At 42.4% G+C, this 26268-nt stretch carries 28 protein-coding genes, 1 tRNA gene and 1 other RNA gene; 24 read left to right on the forward strand and 6 right to left on the reverse strand.

Translation table 11 applies throughout. From position 1 onward, the window contains the following. Positions 1 to 267 (reverse strand): Arm DNA-binding domain-containing protein (locus tag F7D73_RS13120; RefSeq protein WP_262884891.1); only part of this gene is annotated, 267 nt, incomplete at its 3' end. Positions 268 to 888: 621 nt separating this feature from the next. On the opposite strand from F7D73_RS13120, the gene F7D73_RS13125 reads away from it, so the two are divergent. From F7D73_RS13125 to ssrA, 18 genes are all read left to right on the forward strand, one after another. Beyond that, positions 889 to 1581 (forward strand): queuosine precursor transporter, encoded by a 693-nt coding sequence (locus tag F7D73_RS13125; RefSeq protein WP_153125355.1) that lies wholly within the window; start codon positions 889 to 891, stop codon positions 1579 to 1581. Between the two features lie 54 nt (positions 1582 to 1635). Then, the gene (gene queF / locus F7D73_RS13130) at positions 1636 to 2094 is read left to right on the forward strand and encodes a preQ(1) synthase (RefSeq protein ID WP_153125356.1); all 459 of its coding nucleotides are present in this window, start codon (positions 1636 to 1638) and stop codon (positions 2092 to 2094) included. Positions 2095 to 2354: 260 nt separating this feature from the next. Next, on the forward strand, positions 2355 to 2870 hold the full coding sequence (locus F7D73_RS13135; protein WP_153125357.1) for a TlpA family protein disulfide reductase: 516 nt from the start codon (positions 2355 to 2357) through the stop codon (positions 2868 to 2870). A gap of 889 nt (positions 2871 to 3759) precedes the next feature. Beyond that, complete coding sequence (locus F7D73_RS13140) at positions 3760 to 4293, forward strand: methylated-DNA--[protein]-cysteine S-methyltransferase (protein ID WP_153125358.1); 534 nt, start codon at positions 3760 to 3762, stop codon at positions 4291 to 4293. Between the two features lie 30 nt (positions 4294 to 4323). Then, entirely contained in the window at positions 4324 to 5571 is a 1248-nt protein-coding gene (locus F7D73_RS13145) for an MFS transporter (RefSeq protein ID WP_153125359.1), read from the forward strand. Positions 5572 to 5573: 2 nt separating this feature from the next. Continuing rightward, positions 5574 to 6053, forward strand: a complete 480-nt coding sequence (locus F7D73_RS13150; RefSeq protein ID WP_153125360.1) for a DUF4186 domain-containing protein — start codon at positions 5574 to 5576, stop codon at positions 6051 to 6053. 568 nt (positions 6054 to 6621) lie between these two features. Next, positions 6622 to 7068, forward strand: coding sequence for a YbbC/YhhH family protein (locus tag F7D73_RS13155; RefSeq protein WP_153125361.1), 447 nt, complete (start codon positions 6622 to 6624; stop codon positions 7066 to 7068). A gap of 374 nt (positions 7069 to 7442) precedes the next feature. Next, positions 7443 to 8126, forward strand: coding sequence for a hypothetical protein (locus F7D73_RS13160; RefSeq protein ID WP_153125363.1), 684 nt, complete (start codon positions 7443 to 7445; stop codon positions 8124 to 8126). Between the two features lie 76 nt (positions 8127 to 8202). Continuing rightward, positions 8203 to 8493, forward strand: a complete 291-nt coding sequence (locus tag F7D73_RS13165) for a hypothetical protein (protein WP_153125365.1) — start codon at positions 8203 to 8205, stop codon at positions 8491 to 8493. Continuing rightward, complete coding sequence (locus tag F7D73_RS13170) at positions 8468 to 9541, forward strand: hypothetical protein (RefSeq protein ID WP_153125367.1); 1074 nt, start codon at positions 8468 to 8470, stop codon at positions 9539 to 9541. The genes F7D73_RS13165 and F7D73_RS13170 overlap by 26 nt, the downstream gene beginning before the upstream one ends. Before the next feature lie 39 nt (positions 9542 to 9580). Continuing rightward, a complete protein-coding gene (locus F7D73_RS13175; protein WP_153125370.1) occupies positions 9581 to 9940 on the forward strand; it encodes a hypothetical protein in 360 nt (119 codons plus the stop codon). Continuing rightward, complete coding sequence (locus F7D73_RS13180; RefSeq protein ID WP_153125372.1) at positions 9927 to 10424, forward strand: hypothetical protein; 498 nt, start codon at positions 9927 to 9929, stop codon at positions 10422 to 10424. Before F7D73_RS13175 ends, F7D73_RS13180 begins: the two co-directional genes overlap by 14 nt. A gap of 30 nt (positions 10425 to 10454) precedes the next feature. Then, the gene (locus F7D73_RS13185; RefSeq protein ID WP_153125374.1) at positions 10455 to 10748 is read left to right on the forward strand and encodes a hypothetical protein; all 294 of its coding nucleotides are present in this window, start codon (positions 10455 to 10457) and stop codon (positions 10746 to 10748) included. Then, complete coding sequence (locus tag F7D73_RS13190; RefSeq protein WP_153125376.1) at positions 10723 to 12081, forward strand: RHS repeat domain-containing protein; 1359 nt, start codon at positions 10723 to 10725, stop codon at positions 12079 to 12081. The genes F7D73_RS13185 and F7D73_RS13190 overlap by 26 nt, the downstream gene beginning before the upstream one ends. Next, complete coding sequence (locus tag F7D73_RS13195; protein ID WP_153125378.1) at positions 12078 to 12440, forward strand: RHS repeat protein; 363 nt, start codon at positions 12078 to 12080, stop codon at positions 12438 to 12440. Before F7D73_RS13190 ends, F7D73_RS13195 begins: the two co-directional genes overlap by 4 nt. A 115-nt stretch (positions 12441 to 12555) precedes the next feature. Next, on the forward strand, positions 12556 to 13080 hold the full coding sequence (locus F7D73_RS13200) for a hypothetical protein (protein ID WP_153125380.1): 525 nt from the start codon (positions 12556 to 12558) through the stop codon (positions 13078 to 13080). 6 nt (positions 13081 to 13086) lie between these two features. Further along, positions 13087 to 13548 carry a hypothetical protein gene (locus tag F7D73_RS13205; protein ID WP_153125382.1) on the forward strand — a complete coding sequence of 154 codons (462 nt, stop codon included), beginning with the start codon at positions 13087 to 13089 and terminating at the stop codon, positions 13546 to 13548. 128 nt (positions 13549 to 13676) lie between these two features. Continuing rightward, positions 13677 to 14074: a transfer-messenger RNA gene (gene ssrA / locus F7D73_RS13210) on the forward strand. Positions 14075 to 14170: 96 nt separating this feature from the next. Here ssrA and F7D73_RS13215 read toward each other — a convergent pair. From F7D73_RS13215 to rsmA, 4 genes are read right to left on the reverse strand one after another with little or no spacing between them, the layout of a single operon-like run. Then, positions 14171 to 15082 (reverse strand): helix-turn-helix domain-containing protein, encoded by a 912-nt coding sequence (locus F7D73_RS13215; protein ID WP_153125384.1) that lies wholly within the window; start codon positions 15080 to 15082, stop codon positions 14171 to 14173. Positions 15083 to 15122: 40 nt separating this feature from the next. Beyond that, the gene (rsgA, locus tag F7D73_RS13220; RefSeq protein WP_153125386.1) at positions 15123 to 16055 is read right to left on the reverse strand and encodes a ribosome small subunit-dependent GTPase A; all 933 of its coding nucleotides are present in this window, start codon (positions 16053 to 16055) and stop codon (positions 15123 to 15125) included. A 40-nt stretch (positions 16056 to 16095) separates the two neighbouring features. Continuing rightward, the gene (gene frr, locus F7D73_RS13225; protein WP_153125388.1) at positions 16096 to 16656 is read right to left on the reverse strand and encodes a ribosome recycling factor; all 561 of its coding nucleotides are present in this window, start codon (positions 16654 to 16656) and stop codon (positions 16096 to 16098) included. Positions 16657 to 16668: 12 nt separating this feature from the next. Beyond that, a complete protein-coding gene (gene rsmA, locus F7D73_RS13230) occupies positions 16669 to 17478 on the reverse strand; it encodes a 16S rRNA (adenine(1518)-N(6)/adenine(1519)-N(6))-dimethyltransferase RsmA (RefSeq protein WP_153125390.1) in 810 nt (269 codons plus the stop codon). 183 nt (positions 17479 to 17661) lie between these two features. Here rsmA and F7D73_RS13235 point away from each other — a divergent pair, with 183 nt between their 5' ends. From F7D73_RS13235 to F7D73_RS13250, 4 genes are all read left to right on the forward strand, one after another. Next, positions 17662 to 18708: a lysylphosphatidylglycerol synthase transmembrane domain-containing protein gene (locus F7D73_RS13235; protein WP_153125392.1), complete on the forward strand. Its 1047-nt coding sequence runs from the start codon at positions 17662 to 17664 to the stop codon at positions 18706 to 18708. A 33-nt stretch (positions 18709 to 18741) separates the two neighbouring features. Then, positions 18742 to 20205, forward strand: coding sequence for an aminoacyl-histidine dipeptidase (locus F7D73_RS13240; RefSeq protein ID WP_153125394.1), 1464 nt, complete (start codon positions 18742 to 18744; stop codon positions 20203 to 20205). Positions 20206 to 20518: 313 nt separating this feature from the next. After that, the gene (locus tag F7D73_RS13245; RefSeq protein WP_153125396.1) at positions 20519 to 21445 is read left to right on the forward strand and encodes a magnesium transporter CorA family protein; all 927 of its coding nucleotides are present in this window, start codon (positions 20519 to 20521) and stop codon (positions 21443 to 21445) included. Between the two features lie 147 nt (positions 21446 to 21592). Continuing rightward, a complete protein-coding gene (locus tag F7D73_RS13250; RefSeq protein WP_153125398.1) occupies positions 21593 to 23356 on the forward strand; it encodes a DUF349 domain-containing protein in 1764 nt (587 codons plus the stop codon). Between the two features lie 111 nt (positions 23357 to 23467). On the opposite strand, the gene F7D73_RS13255 is transcribed toward F7D73_RS13250, so the two are convergent. Continuing rightward, positions 23468 to 23538 (reverse strand) — tRNA-Gln (locus F7D73_RS13255). Positions 23539 to 23719: 181 nt separating this feature from the next. On the opposite strand from F7D73_RS13255, the gene rsfS reads away from it, so the two are divergent. Both rsfS and ftsH read left to right on the forward strand, forming a co-directional pair. Next, positions 23720 to 24079 carry a ribosome silencing factor gene (gene rsfS / locus F7D73_RS13260; RefSeq protein ID WP_153125400.1) on the forward strand — a complete coding sequence of 120 codons (360 nt, stop codon included), beginning with the start codon at positions 23720 to 23722 and terminating at the stop codon, positions 24077 to 24079. A 73-nt stretch (positions 24080 to 24152) separates the two neighbouring features. Continuing rightward, positions 24153 to 26258, forward strand: coding sequence for an ATP-dependent zinc metalloprotease FtsH (ftsH, locus tag F7D73_RS13265; RefSeq protein WP_153125402.1), 2106 nt, complete (start codon positions 24153 to 24155; stop codon positions 26256 to 26258). Positions 26259 to 26268: the final 10 nt, after the last annotated feature.

Raw genomic sequence — 26268 nt, forward strand, 5'->3', positions numbered from 1 at the left:
CGTTCTCTTTTCCACAAGCACATCGAAAGCCTTTTGGATGGAAAGCAACAACTGCCCGATGTCCTTGTTGGTTTCCACGGCTTCCTTGCTCTTGCCCTCCAATCGGCTGGCACGAGGATTCCAAAGCGATGGAGTGCAAGACAACTTGCAGGAGAACTGCGCCATAGTCCTGTTCACCGTGATGCGTCCCATGATGGGAGCTTTTCCTTTCTTGTCCATTCCGCTCTTTTTTAGGTAGAGCAACACCTTGAATTTTTCGATTTTCATAACGCTTACATTTTGAGTGTGCAAATATAATCATTTTGTAAGCGTTCCTTGATACGCAAAACATTGAGAATCAGCGCAATAAAATCCGTTGATGCACAAAGTTGCCTTTCCGCATTGTTACCTGCTTTGCATAGGTAACTGTGGCTCACGATTTAGTAACTGAACTACTTCAATATTCCTCACTCGCTTGCTTTATGCCGATTTGGCAACTTTGTGCAAATCTACTCATTCCCAACTGTTTACGTTCCAACCTCTCTTATTCTCCTTTGGCTGCTTTAGAGTTTTATGTTAGTTAAGATAAAACAGATTGTTAGTTTGTTCAGATAAAATAGGTTGTTAATTCATAAGACATAAATAGGTTGTTAGTTGATAAAAAGATTGTTAGATTAGGTTTTTAGGTTGATAAATTTTGGTTTAACAATAAATTCGTCCCAAGTGCTAGTGATAGTACTTGGGATTTTTTTTGCAGATATTATCATCATTTATTGAAGATATTTTCATAAATATTTGGCAGATAGGAAGAAAAGTTGTAATTTTGCAGCCGTTTTCGCACCAATGGATAGTTCCCATACGTGCAATTATTAACTCGAGTGCTTGGTAAACCTCGTAAAAAACAAGAAAATGAACAAGAAAAAAACTCAAGTGAGTGTGCTGTTTATGCTTTTCAGCATTCTCTTCTGCGTTTGTCTCATTGCAGCAAACGTACTCGAAACAAAGCAAATCGCCTTCGGGCCAGTTTCCCTAACCGGTGGTCTCATCGTATTCCCAGTGAGCTACATCATCAATGATGTGGTATGCGAAGTATGGGGTTATCAAAAGGCACGTCTGCTGATATGGACAGGCTTCGCCATGAACTTCTTCTTCGTAGCACTCGGAGCCATCTGCGATGTCATCCCTGCCGCACCTTACTGGACCAACGATGCCGGCTTCCATGCCATTTTCGGTTTGGCTCCCCGCATTGCAGCAGCATCATTCGTTGCCTTCATCATCGGTTCGTTTGCCAATGCATACGTCATGAGTGTGATGAAGATTCGCGATGGTGGCAAGCATTTCTCGGCACGTGCCATTCTGAGTACCATTGCCGGTGAAAGCTGCGACAGCCTCATCTTCTTCCCATTGGCTTTGGGAGGTGTGGTTCCAACATCGGAGTTGCCTTGGCTGATGCTCTGGCAGGTCATCCTGAAGACGGCTTACGAGATTGTGGTATTGCCTATCACCATCCGTGTAGTAAAAGCCATCAAAAAGCATGAGGGAGAAGACGTCTACGACGAGAACATCTCCTACAACGTATTCAAAGTGTTTAGCCTCGGCTAAGCACTTTCATTTTTTAAGTAGAATAGAACATAGAAGCATTTAACAGAAAACAATATGACAGACAGAAAAGAAGATGGTTTGCAGGCTCTCGGAGCCAAGACCGAATACAGAATGGATTATGCACCTGAGGTATTGGAGACCTTTGTCAACAAGCACCCTGGCAACGATTACTGGGTACGTTTCAACTGCCCTGAGTTCACATCCCTCTGCCCTATCACAGGTCAGCCTGACTTTGCAGAGATTCGCATCAGCTATATTCCGGATGTAAAGATGGTAGAGAGCAAGAGCTTGAAACTTTATCTCTTCAGCTTCCGCAATCATGGCGATTTCCACGAAGACTGCGTGAACATCATCATGAAGGACCTCATTAAGCTGATGGATCCTAAGTATATCGAAGTAACCGGTATCTTTACCCCACGCGGCGGCATCAGCATCTGGCCATACGCCAACTACGGCAAGCCGGGAACCAAATATGAAAAGCTGGCTGAGCAGCGCTTTGCTACCCATGAATAAAACGATTAGCCAATCATATGTAGGTATAGCTTACGCCAGGTAAAATAAAAAAACGGGGACTGCCTAGAAAGTTGCCTACACGAGCAAGCCTGCCCCATTCCAAGTGATTCCATCGCTTGGTTCCCCCTAGAGCAGGAAAGCTTCCCCAAAAACATGCCGAGCCATCTTTTTCAAGATGCGCCCGGCATTTTTTCTTTCTTCCGATAGCGATTTCAAAAAAATATCCGTATCTTTGCAGCAGTTTTTAAAAACAAAGAAAAATGAAAAAAGCAATATTCTCTTTGCTCCTTATGGCAGCATCTGTCATCGGAGCCAACGCTCAGGGCAGCGCAACAACAGCCCAGAACCCACAGGATGTGGATGTACTCTATGCCAAGAATCTCCTGGCTGTAGGAACAGAGGCCCCAGCCTTCCCTGCCCTCAAGAAGGGAACATGGACGGTATTGGATTTCTGGGCTACCTGGTGCCCTGATTGCCGCAGAGAGATTCCTACCGTCAAGGAGATGTTCCTGAAGTACGGCACCCGTGCCAAGTTCATCGGCGTATCCATGGATACCGACAAGCAGAAACTCGACAACTACACCCAGGCAAACGGTGTAGAATGGGAACAGTACAGCGAGTTCAAGAAGTGGAAGGAAACCCAGATTTCCAAGGATTACAAGATTTCCTGGCTTCCTACCATGTATCTCATCAACCCGGAGGGTAAGGTTGTTTATACCACCGTACTCGCTGAGCGCATGGCAAAGAAGCTGGCAGAAATCTTCCCAGAGAAGTAAAGGCATCAGAATCGGGATATCCCAAAAGTTTGACGCACAAGAACTGTGCCTCAAACTTTTTTTTTATAGACTGATAATAAGTTTGTTTGGCTGTGGCGATGCTGAGCCTGCCTGGATGAAACTTTATCATGTCATATAGCCTGAAAGCATGCCATTTTGCCATTTTTTCTATGACAAGAATTGACGGAAATCAAGAAATGAAGCCTTTTTCTCAATTTCTTCCAAAAATATTGTGTGCGTACACAAAAAGGCATTACCTTTGCACTCGAAAAGATAAAATAAAGAATAATAAAGTAAAGAAAGGATAACAATTATGATGATGGTATTAGGAATGACATTGGCAGTTGTAGCTGCCCTTTTTGCTGAGGTTGTAAATGTCAACAAGAAGATTAGCCTCGGTAAGTAAGCTGGCTTTGAGAAGCATCTCAGGATGCTTTCAATAAAGCTTCAGTCAAAAGGTAAAATTTGGTTAACAGTTTTTTGAGAGAAAGGGAAAAATTATGACAGTATTAGGAATTGTATTTGCAATGGTAGTTGCAGCTTGCGCTGAGTATGGTGCAAGAACAAACATGAAGGACTTCGCTTAAAAGCGATGTTTTTTCTCATTTGAGAGAATTTAAACAGTAGTTTCCATATATTATAAAAAGGAAAGGCAGTTGTAAGCATCTTCTAGAATGCTAACAATTGCCTTTTTCTTTTTTGATACATGCCTATGACAGCTTTAATTTATATAATGCCCCTTAGAGTTTTCAAACTGTTGAGTTAAAAAGAATATTCCATCCTACTTTTTTGCTAAATCCAATATTTTTTGTTACTTTTGCAGCAAAGTACAATATGTCTCATTCGTAAGTATGAAAATTCAAGAAGTAATGAAATAGTATTTAATACAATGCAGCAAGTAAACATTCAATATTACAATTCGCCTTGTGGAGAAATCATCTTGGCATCGGTGGGTGATGAATTGTGCCTATGTGATTGGAATGAAATGCCATGTGCTGAGCGCAATAAACTTCGACTTTTGAAGTATATAAAGGCTGAGTTCAAGATAGAAACATCTTCTATCCTGGAACAGACCAAAAAGCAACTGGATGAATATTTTACTGGCAATCGCAAGACATTCGATATTCCGTTGCATCCTGTAGGAACTGATTTTCAGAAAAAAGTATGGAACGCATTGCTCGATATACCATACAGTGAAACTAGAAGCTATAAGGAAATAGCCATAAGTATGGGTACCCCCAATGGCACAAGAGCCGTGGCAGGAGCAATCGGATCCAATGGCATCAGCATTCTCATACCCTGCCACCGGGTTATCGGCAGCAACCATTCCCTGACGGGCTTTGCCGGAGGATTGGCCACAAAGAGATTTTTATTGGAGCTTGAAGCAGAACAAAAACAACATAAAATGTTGATTTTCAAATAAGATTAGTAAGAAAAATAAACAACAAAAGAGATGAATATCAAGTCAATAGGTAACAAAATCAAGGGTAATCCCAGGATGATAGAGGGCACGGTATATTCCATGCTCATCATCTGCAGTATTTCCCATTTTCTGAATGATATGATTCAGTCGATTATCCCTTCCATCTATCCGATTATGAAGGATAAGTTCGACTTCTCGTTTGCACAGATAGGTATCATCACGCTGTTCTTCCAGATGACATCTTCCATCCTGCAACCTTTCACAGGACTGTATGCCGACAAGCATCCCCGTCCCTATGCGCTCTCCATCGGTATGTGCTTCACATTGGTGGGCCTGCTCCTGCTGGCCTTCGCCGAGAATTATTTTCTGATTCTCCTGGCGGTAAGCGTCGTAGGTCTGGGTTCGTCTGTGTTTCATCCCACAGCTTCGAGAGTGGCACAGATGGCATCGGGAGGCAAGAAGAGTCTGGCTCAATCCATCTTCCAGGTGGGTGGCAATGGCGGTTCGGCAGTAGGACCGCTGCTTGCCGCCATCATCATCCTGCCTTTCGGACAGCATGCCATCTCCTGGTTTGCCCTTGCTGCCCTGCTCGCCGCCATCATCATGGTAAGATTGGGAGTCTGGTACAAGGCACGACTGGCTTACGTAGTGAACCATCCGCAGAAACAACCGCTTCTCAATACCCATATTTCTAAAAGGGTGAAATGTTGGGCACTGTTCATCCTCATCATGCTCGTGTTCTCCAAGTATTTCTATACAGCTTGCATCACAAGCTACTTCACCTTCTTCCTGATAGATAAGTTCGGTGTATCTGTACAGACTTCACAGTTGTGCCTCTTCGTATTCCTTGCCGCCTTTGCCATAGGAACAGTGGCAGGTGGCATGCTGGGCGATAAGTTTGGCAGAAAGTATGTCATCTGGTTCTCCATTCTGGGTGCAGCACCTTTCGCCATCGCCATGCCTTTCGTCAACTTCACGTGGGCCATCATCTGTACATTCCTGTCAGGACTGATTATCGCTTCGGCATTCTCTTCCATCGTGGTATATGCCACCGACCTGATGCCCGATAAAGTGGGATTGATAGCTGGCATCTTCTTCGGACTGATGTTCGGTTTGGGAGGTTTGGGCTCCGCTTTCTTCGGCTGGCTGGCCGACAAGACAAGCATTGAATTCATCTTCCAGGTGAGTGCCTTCCTGCCATTGCTCGGCATAATCGCAGGCTTCTTGCCGAATACGCAGAAGAGAAGCGTTGAAAAAACGGATGAAAAAAGAAAATAATTATGAGAAAAAAATCAGCAGTAAACCAACCAAAATATATTGAACTGGATTTGTTTTCTGCAGAGGAAGAGAATCATCAGAAAGACTCTATCTCTTCAGAAAGCAAGGTAAACCATACTTCTCCCGGCAAAGAGTACGACTTGACAGAGCTGTTTGCAAGACTTTCCAAATCAACTTTCCGCAGTCGATTCCATCTATCGAAGAGGGATAAGGATTATATTGCAGAAAAGGGCTTGGCTACCATCCGTAAACATGCGGAGGATTTCGTAGCCAAACGCCTTGCTCCTGCCGTGATTCCCAATGACGGCAAGCAGACGCCGATGAGAGGTCATCCAGTATTTATAGCCCAACATGCTACAGGCTGCTGCTGTCGTGGATGCTTCTTCAAATGGCATCATATACCTGCCGGAAGACAGTTGACAGAAGAAGAGCAGCAATATGCGGTAACGGTACTGATGGCTTGGATAGAAAAACAGCTTTGAAAAAGATTCTCTTTTTCTGCTTAAAGCAGGACCTGCTCCGTACCAAGTCTTAGTTTCTGCAAAGTTTGCAACGTTTGCTGCAAACCTTGCAAAGAACTATTATTTTTATGTCCAAAACTCTTCTTCGCCAGTGGGCTGCATCCTGCCCAAAGTAGCCATGACACACCATCCTCTTGAAGTCATGTATTCCTATATCAAAAATGACTGGTAGTTACAGCCTTAAGGTTTGACAGTTAATTTTTTATAATTTACATCTGTGCGAAATACAACATTGCGTATTTTTCCTTAACTTTGCCACAAGTTAATAGACATTAATCACCTTTTATCGTCCGTTCGCCTATGAGTAAGTATTTTAGTATTTCTTTATTGGCATTTTTGCTTATGGTGGTGCCAAGTGCATGTTCTCAGAGTAAGCCAGACAGCTTACAGCTGGATAATCCAAGCTGCCAAGTGACAGCAATGATCCTGATAGACTTAATGAAAATAATATCAATTATATTTCTATAGAAAAAACTATAGTACAAAAAATAGATGTTATTAATTTTTTATATCAAACTTTTTAATAAAAATGAAAAAAAACTTAGTGCTATTTTCGGCTTCAGTCTTCTTTTTTGCAATAGGCTATTCTTGCTGTCATTTTACAAGACAGGGTACTGATATTTCCAATAAATATATTTATATAGGAAATTGCGTTGATTCACTTATCTCAGAAAATTATAGGAGTAATTTTAACGATATTGAGTATGGGGATGGGGTGGACCCATATGGTGTGTATAATAAAAAAAATGGAATTGTTGAAAATGCAAATATGGCATATACGATTGCAAATACGATATTATCAAACATATATGGTAGTAATCAAATAAAAAATGAATACCCACTTAAAATAACTCTTATCAACAATCGTTTTTGGGTGATAGAAGGTAGCCTAAGCAAAGGTGAGACAGGAGGAACGGCAATCATTGTAATCAAGAAAGACGATGGTCAAGTTCAATATATTAATCATGGAAAATAGGTTGGTATTACAATTGTTTTATTTTTGCATAACAATATTAAATATCTATCAAATAGACAATAATACATTGTTGTGAAAAGTTGCATTGCCATAATATGATAGTATCGGCGAATTGGTACCACTGTAGTGCTGCTTTAGGCATTGTATTCAAGTCTGCTTCCCTACAACAGCAAGCTGGTAACAACTATCGCCAAGATTTCGATTGCTCAGGGCTGCCTTTGGGAGAGTATGTACTTTACATCCATGTGAATGACAAAGCCTTTTCGGAAAAAGTGCACATCAAATAGCGAGGATGCAACTTCGCTTATAAATAACAAAATAAGATTACAATCTGTTGCCCAGTATGGTTTAACTATCTTTTGGAGGGAATTAAAATGAAAAAATATGTTTTTATAATATGTCTTTTTGTAAGTTGTAATATGCTTGCACAAAGTTTCTTTACTTTTCATAATGGGGAATTGATAGAAAAACGAAATTATGAAAAAGTAAAGTTACAGAGTATAGTCTGCTATGAACAGCATACTCCTAAAGATTCTTTAGTATATGATGGCAATGATGTGTTGTGCTTTCATCTTCAAGGGGATAGTATAGCAGAAATGCCATTATATCCATATATGAAATACTATTATTGTGAATTTGATGAGTCTTTACAAAATAATTATATTTATCATATGATAAAATATAAGCAATTGCAAGAACGAATTTTGTATTTTTTAGCTACTATTGATTCTGAAATAACCGACGATGGTGCTTTTGTTGAAAAAAGACAGACAATTGTATTCAATAAGGATAGTTATCGCATCAAATATAAAAAAATCAATATGAAATTTCGTTTTTTTGCCGAATTAGAAACATATCGTTATGAACCATTGGAGAGCATGTATATAAATATACATAATGGATTCTTAACCAAAGCATTGTTTAAGGGCAAGAAGACTGATGTTAATATTATCTTTGAATATCAAGATGGAAAATTAAAGAAGGAAAAAATATTTTATAGTACTACTCGCAGAGTGTCTTCTTATGAAGAATATTCTTACAAAACGAATGCCTCTTAGTTGATTTAATTTAAGAGTAAGTTCATTTTAATGAAAAGAGAGTCATGAATTTTACAATAATACAAAAGAAATGAAAATGAAAAGAAAATCATTTAAAATATTAGTGTTAATTTTAGCAGTCCTACATATTTATATTATATTAATGCGATGGGTATATTGGATGCTAGATTGGAATTATGGCCATTTTTACTATATCGAGTTTCCTGTTAATCAAAATGATACTCATAAGGTATTAAAAGATTTACATTCAGAAATACTATTTGATATATATTATTTGGCATTTTCCACAATAGTTACTATAATTATTGCTGTGAAATATATAAAACAACAAAAGAAAAAAAATGAAGAAGATAATCATTTACATTAGCATCATGGTTAGCAATTGTGCCTTCTTGGGGGCACAAAGCCGCGAACTTACTGCCACTGCCAATCTCTCAAAAGGCGGTGACAGCATATACTATGACTTTATAACTGCAACAGTTCCGCAAAGTTCTAGTTTTTCGGAACAACTATGGGATTTCTCCAATTCCAAATATCTTGGGCAAGAGAAAGAGGTGTTCTTTGTTGGAAACGATAGCAACCGCATCAAGATGATAGACAAGGATGCCATTCTCGATTTTTCACAAGATAAGGAGCATTTGCTTTTGAAGCATTTGCAAACCCCATTACTGAACATTGATTTTGGTAATTCTTTTGAATATCTAAAGTTTCCATTTTCCTTCAATGACTCCTTGACTTGTCAGATTGAGGGTAAGGGGATTTATTGCTCGAAGAACAAACTTGTGTTTTCAGGTACTTGCTGCACCAAAGCCATGGCAAAGGGAAAATTAATCATGCCATGCAATGATTCTCTCAACAATACGTTATTAATACAAAGGAACATCGTTGCCAACATTGATGTTTCAAAGGACAGTCTCATGTCTGTGAGACAAGACGAACCAATGAAATTCAAAGCTGCAATCTTCGAGTGGTATGCCATGGGATACCGTTATCCCATATTGAAAATCATCGAGGCTTCCATCAAAAAGGGAGAACACAAAGTCTTAGAGCAATCCTTTGCCTATGCTGCCAATGTTGAAGGAATGAGCCATCTAGAGGATGAACAAAACAAGGAACTGAAGGATAAAATGCGAGGCATAAGTTTGGAATCAGATACCAAGCAAGGTGACATTTCCTATAAAGTATCAGTCAATGGCAAGAAGGTATGTTTGTCCTACTCCCTAGTCTCAGATGCTCAGCTCAGACTTCTCATCTGCAATACTTCCGGCATGGTATTTAAGTCTGCTTCCCTACAACAGCAAGCTGGTAACGATTATCGGAAAGATTTCGATTGCTCAGGGCTGCCTTTGGGAGAGTATGTACTTTACATCCATGTGAACGGCAAAGCCTTTTCGGAAAAAGTGCACATCAAATAGCGAGGATGCAACTTCGTTTATAAATAATAAGTCAAGCGTATGAAAAAGAAAAAATTTTTTATCCTCCCAATCTTGTATTGTTGTATAGCAGTACAAGCACAGACCTCTTCCAAGAATTATATTCTTGAGAAGCAGATGCTTGATGCCGCTGGCAACCAAGCCTTCACAACGGTCACATATTACAATGGCCTGAGGTATCCAGTGGAAACGGCATCCAATGGACTTGTAGGGAATGGCAAGTTTGCCTATGAGTACCGCTATGATGAACGTGGCAGGTGCATTTGGAAGAGACTTCCTAGTTGCGAGTACCAGCAACTTTGGTACAACAATGCCATAAAACCTTTGCATATAGGAAAAATTATTCGTCGAAATAATCATTTTGAGTATGTATACGACTAAAAAAAGAACTTATTACGTATTAGGAACAATAGTACTGATACTTTCTACTGTCTTATCTTGCAAAAAAGCAACTGTAAAAGAAGTTCTTACAGATGACAGTTATTGCTATTGGCATTATATAGCTGGTAGAGCTACAACAGATACCATGAATTATTATGGCTGTTGTAGAGAAGAATCTGTTTATATGTATTTTGACAAGTTTGAAAATTGTATTCAATTTGATGGGCGCAAAAAGCATTTTAGCGAATTTAATGGATACGACTACCAATACATTCCGACATGGAATATTACAAAAGATAGCATTCTTGACATGACGGGCATTACTTATATTATAAAAAAATATACAAAAGAAATAATTATATTAAGTTCGCAAACCGGTAGGATAGATACATTAGAAAAAATATCAAATATTGATATTCCTAAAAATTATCGCAAGTACCAAAAATCTATCTTTTGTACAAGAAGGTTACTAAAAGACAAGTGATAAGATTAATTTAATATACATATAACGAATATGAAAAGAAAATCATTTAAAATTTTAGTTTTAATTCTAGTAGCTTTGCATATCTACCTCATTTTTATGAGATGGATATATTGGATGTTAGACTATCATTATGGAGATTTTGACTATATATTTTTAAAATTAGTTGATGTTCCTAATGGTTTTGAAGTTGTAGACAACCTATATAATGAGGTGTTATTTGATATATATTATTTGGCATTTTCCACAATAGTTACTATAATTATTGCTGTGAAATATATAAAACAACAAAAGAAAAAAAATGAAGAAGATAATCATTTACATTAGCATCATGGTTAGCAATTGTGCCTCCTTGGGGGCACAAAGCCGCGAACTTACTGCCACTGCCAATCTCTCAAAAGGCGGTGACAGCATACACTATGACTTTATAACTGCAACAGTTCCGCAAAGTTCAAGTGCTTCTGATCAAACTTGGGATTTCTCCAATTCCAGATATCTTGGACAAGAGAAAGAGGTGTTCTTTGTTGGAAACGATAGCAACCATATCAAAATGATAGACAAGGATGCCATTCTTGATTTTTCACAAGATAAGGAGCATTTGCTTTTGAAACGTTTGCAAACTCCATTGCTGAACATTGATTTTGGTAATTCTTTTGAATATCTCAAGTTCCCATTTCCCCTCAATGACTCCTTGACTTGTCAGATTGAGGGTAAGGGGACTTATTGCTCAAAGAACAAACTTGTGTTATCAGGTACTTGCTGCACCAAAACCATAGCAAAGGGAAAATATCAGTTTGAGGGTGGTTATTGCTCGTTCGACAATAACCTCAATCCTACATGCCACTATTACGAGAAAGACCATCTCGGAAGCATTCGCATGGTGGTGAACGAGAATGGAACCATCGAGCAAGTGAACCATTACTACCCATTCGGAGGTGTATATGGTGACTTGGCATACAATAGTGAGCTACAAAAGAATAAATACATAGGCAAGGAGTTTGACCATACTTCGGGCTTGGATTGGTATGACCATGGGGCAAGAATGTATGATGCAGCCAAGGGAAGTTGGGATAGAATGGACAAATTGGCAGAGAAATATAAAGCAACAACCCCATATGCATATTCTATAAATAATCCTTCAAAATTCGCAGACATTGATGGTCTAGACATTGTTTATATGCTTCAAGGAGGAATAGAACAAAAAAGAATTATTTCCAAACAAAACATAACATATGTTCAAAACCTAGCAAATCAAGGGAAAGAATCTTTCTCTAAGGAGGATTCTTTATTCCTTCAAACCTTTATTATTCACAAGACAAATATGCCAACAAAATTGCTGTTTGATAGACAAATCTATAAAATAGCAAAAAATACGAACAATGAGAATTTTCTCAATAAAAGAAATACAAAAATAAATATTTCAGAAAGAATTATTAATAACCAAAAAGTGTACATATATGAACTTAGATACAAAAAAATACCACCATTAGAACAAGAATGTATATATATTCTATTTTTCCCCAATACACATGAATGCTATATTTTTTATTTTCAAAAACTTCTAATTAAAGAAAATAACATATGGCTTTGGTTCAATTTGCGAGGAAACTTAAGTGTTACACGTATCAATTTGGAAGAACTAAAAACAATTATCTTATGAATAACTGTATAAGAAAGGCTTTTATTTGCATCTATCTAATGACAACCTATAGCATTTCACTAAAGGCATTGAACTATTGCTTTTTAGATGACTTTAGCAAGGGCATCAGCAAGATTGAGTATGATGTGCTGGACAACCTCAGCAGCATTACCTTCAACAATGGTTTCAAGACAAAGTATGTCTATGATGCTGGTGGCAGTAAGTTGAGAACCATTCATGAGGCTCTCACAACCAATACAACGGACTATATCGGTGACTTTATATTTGAAGATGGCAAGTTGAGCAAGTATCAGTTTGAGGGTAGTTATTGCTCATTCGACAGCAACCTCGCCCGAATGCATAAAAAAAAGCTGGATTAAATCCTGGCAGAGGACTTAGACCTAAAAAGGGTGTCTATCCTAGTATAATCAAAAACAATCCCAAAAGGGAAAGTTGTGTTATTTTATAATACAAATACAAAAAAACATTATAAGTATGGAAAATAAAATCAGTTTTAAAACAGAACTTTTACTTTATATATTATTGTCATTTATAATGACAATAGATACGTTATGTTTTTATAGTCAAGATGAGGAAGACATATTATGCCTTGCTGCTATTAGTCATTTCATTATCATTGTTATTATGTGTAATTTTATTTCAATTTCAAAAAAGAAAAGAATATTCTTTTGGGGGCAACTAGCATGTAACTATTTAATTATTATTCCCAAATGTGTGTGGTTCAATTCTGGTGAAATGGATTTATACGGAATCATACTCTACATAATACCATTTTTTATCAATTTTCTATTATCTATAAATATAAAACAACTTGTAATTTTAAACATAAATTCCATGATGGTTATAGGCTTTTGTCAAAGAGAAGAACTATTACATAATGGTGGAATAAATATAGTAGAAACAGAGGGAGTTGTTACAGTAGTGACACTTTTGTCTCTAGTATTAGCATATATCTTATCAACAATTTTATTAATTCTAAAATATAATAAACAAAAGTAATATACAATGAAAATATTATATTTTTTTCTAATACAAATCAATAGTATTCCGATTTGGTCACAAGAATACAATTTTACAGGTAGTCCTAATTACCTAAGAGTTGGTGACAGCATACATTATGACTTCGTGATACCTACAATATCACAAAATTCAAATGTTTCTGAGCATACATGGGATTTCTCCAATTCCAAATATCTTGGAAAAGAGAAAGAGGTGTTCTTTGTTGGAAACGATAGCAACCGTATCAAGATGATAGACAAGGATGCCATTCTCGATTTTTCACAAGACAAGGACCGTTTGCTTTTGAAACGTTTGCAAATTCCATTGCTGAACATTGATTTTGGTAATTCTTTTGAATATCTCAAGTTTCCATTTCCCCTCAATGATTCCTTGGTTTGTCAGATTGAGGGCAAGGGGACTTATTGCTCAAAAAATAAAATGGAGCTATCAGGCACATGTTGTACGTAAGAATCCACCAAAATCACCAGATATTTTGGATTTTACATTTTTTTGAAGAAAACTGAAAAAAAACGCAAAAATATTTGGTGATATCAAATATTCCTTTTATCTTTGCAACCTAGTATCAAAGAAATCTCGGGGTTGACTGGATTTGACGGCGAGATGAAATGGTATGTAAGCATGCGGAGGCTCGTTGGCTACCTCCTAAATCATAGTGAACAAAAAATTAATTGGCGAAAATAACTACGCTCTCGCTGCTTAATCGAAGTACAGTAGGTTAACTTAATTCCGGCACAAGGTGCTGGAACGGGACATCGCTCAACGGATGTAGTTCCGAATCTTGTTGATCAAGCGGTGCAGGCAAATCGGAAATAGTTCGGGTACGCCTCGTTGCCCGGATGAAATTTTAGAGGATAAGGGTATGGTTGGTGGTCCAGGTCTTGCCATACCTCGAAAATTGAAGGCTGGAATAAGCATGTAGAAAGCATATGGTTTCCTTGTGCGGACGAGGGTTCGATTCCCTCCAGCTCCACCCTAGAAACAAAAAGAAGTCGCTGATTCTTCAGCGACTTCTTTTTTTGCATATATGCGCCATTGAATATCCAAACTGCATATATGCTATTGAGGATTTTTATTTTCTCAAACTTTCACGGTATTTCAGCGGCGACATGTGGAGATGCTCCCGGACATACTTTCCGAAGAAAGAAGTGTTGGAGAAGCCCAGAATGCCCGAAATTTCCTTAATCGACTTCGTGGTAGAACGGAGATAATAGGTGATGTCAGCAAGGGTATATTCCGTAATCCATTCTATCGCCGTCTTACCCGAATGGCGCTTGCTGATGATGGAGAGATACTTGGGCGTAATGCACAGCTGCTGGGCAAAATATTCTACAGGCTGGTGCTTGATTTCGCTCTGCTGCAACATCTTCAGAAACTTGTCGAAAAGATCACTCGTGCTGGAGACACTAGCATCCTTAGGCAAGCCCTCGAGAAGCAGATTGCTCACGGCAAGAAGCGCACTCTTGAGCAGCGTCTCTACGATTTCACGACGATATGGCTTCCAGGAACTGCGGTCGCTGAAAGTAGGGTCGAGACAGAGACGCACCAGATCGGTAAACTTGGTATAGAATACCTGGTCGGTCTCGTTCATCTTCAATACCGACAGCTTGCTGATGTATACGGCACGGTTCCATACCGAGATATTGGACTGAAGGATGTTCATCATGCCATGATTGCTGACGCACATTGCAGTGCCCAAAAAGTCAGACGACACCTCTATGATATCGAGCATGGAATTAGGTGGACTGATAAAAATATCGCCCTTCTCTACTACTACTTCCCGTCCGTTCAGATCAGCCTTCAAAGAGCCTCTGAGACAGGATGCAATCATGTTCATCTGCAACCTCACGGGGTCGGGATTCTGCAATACCTTGAGATTGTCGATAATCAAGATATCCTCGTCGAGATAGCTAGCACTGATCTCGGCACTCTGAGCAAACTCACCTTCCTCGATGCGCTGCCTTACGTCCTTCTGTTCCTTCATTAATACGTTTTTAAATTCTTCATTCTTCGTTCTTCACTTTCTAGAATGCTTCTCTGTACTTATTCTCGTCTTTATCCTCGAGCATAGAGAGATAGCTCTGATAGCGGCTGGCTGCGATATAATGCTCCTCTACCGCTTTGATGACCGCACAACCCGGTTCGTGGGTATGGGTGCAGTCGGAGAACTTGCAATCCTGTGAGAACTTGAATATCTCCTTAAAGTAACTGGTCAGCTCTTCCTTCTCGATATCAAAAGTTCCGAAACCCTTGATACCAGGAGTATCTATGAGATAGCCACCTTCCGGCAACTCCAGCATTTCGCTGAAGGTTGTGGTGTGCATACCGCTGTTGTGAGCCTCGCTGATTTCGGCTGTACGCTGTTCGGCATCAGGAATCAGCTGGTTGATGAGGGTAGACTTTCCTACTCCACTGTTGCCGCTGAGCAGCGATTTCTTCTCCTTGATGAAAGAGCGTAATTCGTCAACACCTTCACCTGTGGCTGCCGAAAGTTCAATACACTGGTAGCCGATGGTTTCATAGAGTGTGCGCATCATCTTCTGATAGTGGAGCTCGTCTTCGGTAAGAAGATCGGTCTTGTTGAAGATGATGATGACTGGCACTCTATATGCCTCGGCACCTGCCAGGAATCGGTCGATGAAGGTGGTAGATGTCTGTGGGTAATTCACCGTAACCACAAGCAGTGCCTGGTCTACATTGGCAGCCAGGATATGACTCTGCTTGCTGAGATTAGGCGATTTACGGATGATATAGTTTCGGCGGTCTTCGATGGAAGAGATGAAGGCGGTACCTTCCTGGTTGGTGATAAGCTGCACATAGTCGCCCACAGCCACCGGATTGGTACTGCGGATGCCCTTCAGTCGGAAATTGCCTTTAATTTTACTTTCAATCAGCTGGCCATCGTCAGTCTTGACGGTGTACCAGCTGCCTGTATTCTTAATAACGAGTCCTCTCATTATCATTTATTAATAATGTTAGCCTAAAAAAGCTATTTTTTTAGACTGTCATGATTTCCTTTTCCTTCTCGTCCATCAAACCTTCGAGCTGCTTGATGTACTTGTCGTGAAGCTTCTGCAAATCGTTCTCAGCATCCTTCTCCAAGTCCTCAGAAAGACCGTCCTTGATGGCCTTCTTCAGTTTTTCCTTGATTTCCTGACGTACATTGCGAACCTCAATCTTGGCACGCTCAGCAATCTTGTTGCACTGCTTAACGAGTTCCTTACGGCGCTCACCTGTAGGCTGAGGAATACCGAGGCGTACGATTTCACCATTGTTCTCAGGAGTGATACCTACGCCACTATCCATGATTGCCTTTTCGATGTCCTTGATGGCCTTCTTGTCCCAAGGGCGAATGGCGATGGTACGGGCATCAGGAGTGGTTACGGTAGCCACCTGGTTCAGAGGAACCATACTGCCATAGCTGTTAACACGCACGCCGTCGAGGATAGCCACGTTAGCGCGACCTGCACGAATATGCGAGAGCTCTTCTGCGAGATACATTGCTGCCATCTCCATACGCTCACCTGCAGAATTCAAAGTTTCTTTTACGTCTATCATAATAATATGTTTTTATTTTATTAATTCCAATCTTTTCAATTCTTCGCCCACATAGTTGGTCAGTTCTACAAACTGCTGGATAGTGAGCTGTTCCGGACGCTTGGTCATGATGTCGGTGGTGTAGAAATCCTCGCGTGGTGTTACACCAGGGAACATCTGCTTGAGACTCACACGCAACATCTTGCGGCGCTGGTTGAACACGGTCTTCACCAATCGCTTGAAGAGTTTCTCATCACAACCAAGATCGGTCACCTCGTTGCGGGTCATACGGATTACTGCACTCTTCACTTTTGGCGGCGGATTGAACACACCCTCGTCTACGGTGAAGAGATACTCTACATCATACCATGCCTGAATGAGCACGCTGAGGATGCCATATGCCTTGTTGCCCGGCTCGGAAGCCATGCGGAGTGCCACCTCGCGCTGTATCATACCCGTACAGCAAGGAATGAGATCCTTGTAGTCGAGCATCTTGAAGAAGATCTGCGAGGAGATGTCGTAAGGATAATTGCCCGTGAGCACAAACTGCTTTCCATCGAATATCTGGTTGAGATCCATACGCAGGAAGTCCTCTCCGATGATGTTATCCTTGAGCGTCGGGAAATTCTCATGTAAATAGGCCACCGACTCAGAGTCGATTTCCACTGCCTTTACGGGGCGAGGCTTTTCTACGAGATATTGGGTAAGAACGCCCATACCCGGTCCGATTTCCAGAACAGGTATATTAGGGCAGGCATCCACCGTGTCAGCGATGCGCTTGGCTATGTTGAGGTCAGTAAGGAAGTGCTGACCTAGATTTTTCTTTGGCTTTACAGCTTTCATACGTTACAAATATATTTTTTGCAAAAATACGATTATTTTTCGAGAAATAGCCCATTGAATACATTTTTTTTTAACTTTTATAGAAAAAAGAGGGAAAGAAATGAGGGGCAAGCGTTTATTTATGCTAAAAATATGCACTTTCGTGCGATATTGACAAGAAAAGTATTAACTTTGCATCTAATTATGGATATAAAGAAGATAGCAAACAACATTTGGAAGGTGGGGCTATCGCTCGTACTGGGCGGTGCCATCCTTTATTGGATGTATCGGGGTTTCGACTTCAAGCAGGTGGAGGACGTGGTGCTCCACAAGATGAGCTGGACCTGGATGCTGCTGTCGTTCCCCTTTGGCATTACAGCGCAGCTGTTCAGGGGATGGAGATGGAAACAGTCATTGGAGCCACTGGGCGAAAAAGCACGCACACATGTAAGCGTGAACTCCATCTTTCTATCATATGCACTGAGTCTCGTCATCCCAAGATCGGGAGAATTTGCACGATGTGCCGTGCTGAAACGATATGACGGCGTATCCTTCCCTAAAGCTCTGGGAACGGTGGTTACGGAGCGAGCCATCGACTCGCTGCTGGTACTTCTCATCACCGGAATGGTGTTTCTGATGCAGATACCGGTATTCCTGAACTTCTTTGACAAGACGGGTACCAGCATGGACAGCATCCTGGGAAAATTCACCGCCACGGGCTATTTCGTAACGGTAGTCTGCAGCATCGCCGTACTCATCCTGCTGCACTTCCTGCTGAAGAAACTCGCTATATATAATAAGGTGAAAGCTACGCTGAACGGACTGTGGCAGGGCATCATCTCGCTGAAGGGCGTGAAGAACGTACCCCTCTATATAGCCTTCACGCTGGGCATCTGGCTGAGTTACTTCTTCCACTATTATCTCACGTTCCAGTGCTTTGAGGCGACATCGCATCTCAGTCTGATGTGTGGACTGGTAACCTTCATCGTGGGCAGCATCGCAGTCATCGTACCGACTCCCAACGGAGCAGGTCCGTGGCACTTTGCCGTGAAGACTATGCTCATTCTCTACGGCATCCAGCAAAACGACGCCCTCTTCTTCGTACTCATCGTCCACTCGGTGCAGACACTGCTCGTCATCCTTCTGGGCATCTATGCCTGGATTGCCCTGGCGTTTACGAAGAAGCTAAAAGCGAAGAGTGAAGAGCGAAGAGTGAAGAATTCTCTTGCTTTAGGGCGTATGTCCAATTAAACATGAAACATTTAACATTAAAATAAAAATATTATGGCTGACATTAAGAATCTGAGTCCAGTTGAAATCTGGCGCAACTTCGACAAGTTAACACAAGTTCCACGTCCATCAGGACATTTGGAGAAAATTCAAGCTTATTTGCTCAACTGGGCAAAGGAAGCAGGTATAGAGGCATTCCAGGATGCTGCGGGCAACATCGTAATGCGCAAGCCTGCCACTCCTGGTATGGAGAACCGCAAGGGCGTTATCCTCCAGGCTCACATGGACATGGTTCCTCAGAAAGCACCTGAGAGCAATCACGACTTTGAAAACGACCCTATCGAAACCATCATCGATGGCGACTGGGTTCGTGCTAATCATACTACCCTCGGAAGCGACGACGGTCTCGGCGTGGCTACCATCATGGCAGTCATGGAAGCTAAGGATTTGCAGCACGGTCCGGTAGAGGGTCTTATCACCGCTGACGAAGAGACAGGCATGTTTGGTGCCAACGGTCTTCCTGAGGGCGAGTTGAACGGCGATATCCTCCTGAACCTTGACACAGAGGTTTGGGGCGAGTTCGTAATCGGCAGCGCTGGCGGTATCGACATCACAGCAACACTCGACTATCAGGAGGTAGAGACTGACAAGGACGACGCAGCCGTTAAGGTTACCCTGAAGGGCTTGAAGGGCGGTCATTCAGGCATCGAGATCAACGAGGGCAGAGCCAACGCCAACAAGTGCATGGTTCGCTTCGTACGCGAGGCTATCTCAGAGCTTGATGCACGTCTTGCTTCATGGCAGGGCGGCAACATGCGCAACGCCATCCCATTCCAGGCACAGGTAGTATTGACCTTGCCGAAGGAGAACATAGAGGCTTTGAACGACATGGTAGCCGACTGGAAGGATGAACTCATCGACGAGTTCCAGGGTATCGAGGTAGCAGAGAACATCGAGTTCTTCACAGAGAACGTAGAGACTCCTGCCAAGGAGGTTCCTCAGGAGATTCAGGACAACCTGGTAGATGCCATCTTTGCTTGTCACGACGGCGTACTGCGTATGGCTCCATCTATGCCAGGCATCGTAGAAACCTCTTCAAACCTCGCCATCATCGAGATTGGCGAAGGCAAGGCAGCCATCAAGATTCTGGCTCGTTCCAGCCACGAGTACTACAAGATGTATCTCGCAACCATGATGGAGAGCTGCTTCAACATGGCAGGCATGAAGGTTGAATTCAGCGGTGCATACGGCGGCTGGAACCCTAACCCTAAGAGTGACATCCTGGAGCACGTACTGAAGGTTTACAAGGAGCAGAACGGCAAGGACGGCGTAGTTCAGGCTGTTCACGCCGGTTTGGAGTGCTCTATCATCCTGGGCAAGTATCCTCACCTCGATGTGGTTTCCTTCGGTCCTACATTGCTCAGCCCTCATACTGCAAACGAGCGCTGCCAGATTAGCTGCGTGGCTCCTTTCTGGAACCTGATGAAGCAGCTGCTGGCTGAAATTCCAGCAAAATAAGCAAGCAGAAAATTACAAAAAGATTAAAAAAGAAAGCCGGGAAAGAAATTTCTCGGCTTTTTTGTCCCTTTTCTCAATTAAAATCATTACCTTTGCAGGCGATTTCGCGAGGCTTGTCATACCGTAGTAACATACGATACAACGACCTTGCACAAGTTTCAATTAATTATTAACAAAAATGGACGATTATCACGCGGAGAATTTCAATAATCAGTAAGGCGTGGAGATTCAGCAACCATAAAGATCGCACCAAGGCGATTCCTCAGGCTAATCTCCATACCCAAACCTTTTATTTTGTGGAGAATAGCAAACAATGAAGACTTTTTGGAATATAGACAAGAAACTGACTGTGCTCAACGAGTGGCAGCCAAATTGCTGGATACAAGTAACATGTCCAACCGACGAAGACCAGCGCCTGCTGGAAGAAGAATTCAAGATTCCTGATTATTTCCTCTCGGACATCAGCGATACTGACGAGCGTGCCCGCTACGAATATGACGACGGCTGGATGCTCATCATCCTGCGTATCCCTTACGTGAAGGAAATCCGAAGCCGTACGCCGTATACCACCGTGCCTCTGGGTATCATCCACAAGCGCGATGTGACCATAACCGTGTGCTATTACGAGACCAATATGATGATAGACTTCGTTAGCTATCAGCAGAAGCGCAACGAGGGATTCACCGATTATGTAGACATGATTTTCCGTCTCTTTCTCTCCTCTGCCGTATGGTATCTGAAACGATTGAAACAAATCAACTCGCTCATCGAGAAAGCCAAGCGCAATCTGGACCACGGAGTAAACAACGAGAGCTTGATAGGACTCAGCCGCCTGCAAGACTCTCTCACCTACTTCAACACTTCAATCCGCGGCAATGAAAACCTTCTTTCAAAGCTGAAGTTCAAGTTGCAGGTGGACGAGTTGGATGCCGATTTGATTGAAGACGTCAACATCGAGATGACACAGGCGAGAGAGACGACCAGTATCTATTCCGACATTCTGGAATCAACCATGGACACCTACTCCAGCATCATCAACAACAACATGAATACCACGATGCGTACCTTGACCAGTATCAGTATCGTCATGATGTTGCCAACGCTGATTTCCTCTCTCTTCGGTATGAACCTGATTAACGGAATGGAAGAAAGCCCATACGGCTTCGCCTTCGCCCTGGTTCTCTCATTCGTAGTATCAGGCCTCTCCTGGGGCTTCCTGAGATATAAGCGACTGTTATAAAAATATAAAAAATCGAATGTCTTACAAAGATATTCGATTTTTTTATTTAAGTTTGCAAATTATTAATTATAACAATGTGTGGCCGAATCGCTTTTTAGGAAACGACTACCGGCAAAGAAACTCGAATCATAAACTAAACAAAGTGAAATGATGGACTCTCTAGAAAACGCTCTGTTGCAGCAGGGCACCATGGAAGAACCTGCCAAGAAGATATACTCTTCCAAGCAGGAAGTACTCGAAAGAGTAAAAGAAATCGCACGTAGTGCAGAAGCTCCTGTGAAAGAAGAGCTTGATTTATTAAAGACAGTTTTCTACAAGTTGCACCTTGCAGAAAGAGATGCTCAGATGAAAGAGTATCTCGCAAAAGGTGGCGACCCGGAGAAATATGTACTTCTTCCAGATGATACTGAAGAAGCCTTTAAGGCAGAAATGCAGATTATCAAGGAAAAAAGAGCTAAGATTTTCCTTGCTCAAGAAGAAGAAAAGCAAGAAAACTTAGCTAAAAAACTTGAGATTATCGAGAAGATTAAGGCAATGACTACTTCACCTGAAGAGGTTAACAAATCATACCAGGACTTCAAGGCGCTGCAGCAGGAATGGAAGGAAATCAAGGCTATCCCTGCTGACAAAGCTAACGAGGTGTGGAAGAACTACCAACTCTACGTGGAACAGTTCTACGATCTTCTGAAGCTCAACAATGAAGCACGCGAATATGACTTCAAGAAGAATCTTGAAGCCAAGACTAAGTTGTGCGAAGCTGCAGAAAAACTGGCAGAAGACACCGATGTCATCTCAGCCTTCCACCAGTTGCAGGATCTCCATCAGCAGTATCGTGAAATCGGTCCTGTAGCCAAAGAACTGAGAGAGGAAATCTGGGCTCGCTTCAAGGCAGCCAGCACCATCATCAACAAGAAGCATCAGCAGCACTTCGAGGACTTGAGAGCCAAGGAGGAAAAGAACCTTGCTGACAAGACCGCACTTTGCGAAAAGGTTGAGGCCATCAACCAGACAGAATACAAGCAGGCGTCTGACTGGGAGAATGCTACAAAGGAAGTGATTGAGTTACAGAACGAATGGAAGAAGATCGGTTTTGCTCCACAGAAAATGAACGTGAAGATCTTTGAGCGTTTCCGTATCGCCAACGATACTTTCTTCAGCAACAAGGCAGAATTCTTCAAGGGACTGAAGGAACAATATGCCAGCAATATCGCCAAGAAGCAGGAGCTCGTGGAAAAGGCTAAAGCTTTAGCCGACAGCACCGAGTGGAAGAAGACCGGCGACAAACTCATCTCACTGCAAAAGGAATGGAAGAAGACAGGTGTCGTACCTCGCAAGCAGGGCGACGTTCTGTGGAAAGAGTTCCTGACTGCCTGCAACAAGTTCTTCGATGCCCGCAACAAGCAGAATGCCGGTACACGCAGCGAGGAACATACCAACCTGGAGAAGAAGCGTGCCATCATCGCGCAACTCAAGGAACTCATCGAAAATGCAGGCGAAGGCTTCCAGAAGAAAGTTCAGGAGTTGACCGCACAATACAATGCCGTTGGTCATGTTCCTTTCAAGGAGAAAGACAAGCTGTACGAAGAATACCACAGCGTACTGAACAAGGTATACAAGGAGTTGCGCATCAGCAACGGCAAGCGTCATCTCAACAACTTCAAAAACAATCTGAAGAATGTTGCAGAGCAGGGCACTAATGCCTTGGACAACGAGCGTGGCAAGTTGTTGCGTCGCTACGACCAGCTGAGAAACGAGATTACTACCTATGAGAATAACCTCGGCTTCCTCAATGCAGCCAGCAAGAAGGGCAACAGCCTCGTAGAGGAAATGAACCGTAAGGTAGAAAAACTCAAGGCTGACCTCGAGATTATCAAGCAGAAGATCAAGGCTATTGATGCCGAGAACAAATAAAACAACAAAACCCAGGGCGCTTGCCCTGGGTTTTATTATTTATCCAAGTTTCGCATGCAAGGATTATAAACAAAAAAAAAGCATCTTCCAATTCTGAAAGATGCTAACCAGTTGGGATACCCGGACTCGAACCAGGAATGACAGGACCAGAATCTGTAGTGTTACCATTACACCATATCCCAATATGCTTAGCAAAAGAATCGGTTATGATTTCATTTGCGGGTGCAAAGGTACAACATTTTTTTGTATCTCCAAAATTTTTCCCCACTTTTTTCTAAAAAAACTCAATTTTTATCGATTTTGAGTGATTTTTCATGTAATTAGCGTATCTTTGTAGCATTAAAACAACAAGTAAAAATATAAATGAACACAATTAAGCAACTCGTAGAGACAATTAAAGAAGGTATACAAGAGAAAAAAGGTCAAGATATCGTAATCGCAGACCTCAGTGAAATAGATGGCAGCATTGCCAAATACTTCATCATCTGTCAGGGTGGCTCCCCTACCCAGGTAGAAGCCATCGCAGAATCAGTGGGCGACATCTGCCGCAAGAACTTGGGCGAAAAGCCAGTCAACGTGGCAGGACTCGGCAACGACCAGTGGGTAGCCATGGACTTCGTGGACGTACTGGTTCACATCTTCCTGCCGGAGGTGAGAGCCTATTACGATCTGGAGCACCTTTGGGCAGACGCCAAGCTTACCCATGTGCCAAACCTTGACTAAGAGGAACAGGCTTGCAGGATAAGTACAAGCAAGGATAAAGATATACATTATATTATAATAAGCATATTAATATATGGAACAAAGCAACAACTTCAACAATCAAGGCGGAGGCAAGGGACCTAAGATGCCTAGATTTAACATGAACTGGCTTTACACCATTATTCTCATTGCTCTGATAGCTTTGTTTTTTAGTGGTGGTGGTGATGCCCTAGGCGGAGGTGCTGCCAAAGAAGCAACGTACACAGAATTCAAACAGTATGTTGACAAAGGCTATGTACTGAGCGTAGTGGCTAACAAAACAGAAAATACGCTTAAAATATACATCAACCCGAAATATACTCGCGATGTATATAAGATGAGCGCACAGAACGTGGGACCGAACCCATACGTAAAAGTACAATTCGGTTCTGTAGACGAAGTAGACCGGTATGGCAACCAGATGGTCAAGGAGAAGAAAATCCGTTCTTTCAGTTATGACAACAAGAAAGACAACGACTTCTGGAACCTGATTATCAGCCTGGCTCCACTGCTTCTCTTCTTCCTCTTCATCTATTGGATGTCGGGCAGAATGGGCAGCGGCATGAGCAACATGGGTGGCGGAATCTTCAACGTCGGAAAGAGCAAGGCAAAGATGTACGAGAAGGGTAATGCCATCGGCATCACCTTCAAGGACGTTGCCGGACAGGAAGGAGCCAAGCAGGAAGTACAGGAAATCGTTGACTTCCTCAAGAACCCTAAGAAATATACCGACCTGGGCGGTAAGATTCCTAAGGGCGCCCTTCTCGTAGGCCCTCCGGGAACCGGTAAGACTCTTCTGGCAAAGGCTGTAGCAGGCGAAGCAGGCGTACCTTTCTTCTCTATGAGCGGTTCCGACTTCGTAGAAATGTTCGTTGGTGTGGGCGCATCACGTGTCCGCGACCTCTTCCGTCAGGCAAAGGAGAAATCACCTAGCATCATCTTCATCGATGAGATTGATGCCGTGGGTCGTGCCAGAAGCAAAAACCCAGCTATGGGTGGCAATGATGAACGTGAGAATACCCTGAACGCCCTCCTTACCGAGATGGACGGATTCGGCACCAACAGCGGTGTCATCATCCTGGCAGCCACCAACCGTGTAGACATGCTCGACAGTGCCCTGCTTCGTGCGGGTCGTTTCGACAGAGAAATCCACGTAGATCTCCCAGGTTTGAACGAGCGAAAAGCTATCTTCCTGGTTCACCTCAAGCCTATCAAGATTGACGAGACGGTAGATGTAGACCTTCTGGCACGTCAGACTCCAGGTTTTTCAGGTGCCGACATCGCCAATGTATGTAACGAGGCTGCTCTTATCGCAGCCCGCCACGACAAGAAAGCTGTCTGCAAACAGGATTTCCTGGATGCCGTTGACCGTATCGTAGGCGGATTAGAGAAGAAGACCAAGGTGATGACTGCCGATGAGAAGCGCAGCATCGCCCTTCATGAGGCTGGTCATGCTACTATCTCATGGTTCTGCCAATATGCCAACCCTCTCATCAAGGTAACCATCGTTCCTCGCGGTCAGGCTCTTGGAGCAGCGTGGTATCTCCCTGAAGAGCGCCAGATTACCACCAAGGAACAGATGCTCGACGAGATGTGCTCACTGATGGGTGGCCGTGCCGCCGAGGAACTCTTCACGGGTCACATTTCATCAGGAGCGATGAACGACCTGGAGCGTGCCACCAAGAGTGCATACGGCATGGTAGCCTACCTGGGTATGAGCAAGACTTTGCCAAATATCTGCTTTTACAACCGGAACGAGTATTCATTCCAGCGTCCATACTCAGAGACAACAGCCCGCGAGATAGACGAAGAAGTACTCAAGATGGTGAACGAGCAGTATACCCGTGCCAAGAACATCCTGATGGAGCACAAGGAAGGTCACAACGCCCTCGCCGAGCTGCTGATTCAGAAGGAAGTAATCATGGCAGAAGACGTAGAGCATATCTTCGGCAAGCGACCATGGTTGAGCCGTTCACAGGAAATCATGGAAGACGAGCAGCCAAAGATTGACGATGCAGTAAAGGAACTGCCGGAAGTACAGGCTGCCATCAAAGAGCACGAAGCGGCTAAGAAGAACGCTGACGATTCTGAGGAAACTCCAGAGAACGAAAGCGACAAGGAGAATCCTAGTGAGAATAACAACGGGAAAAATAACGAATAATAATCAGAAC

This window comes from Segatella copri (assembly GCF_009494395.1).
GTDB lineage: Bacteria > Bacteroidota > Bacteroidia > Bacteroidales > Bacteroidaceae > Prevotella.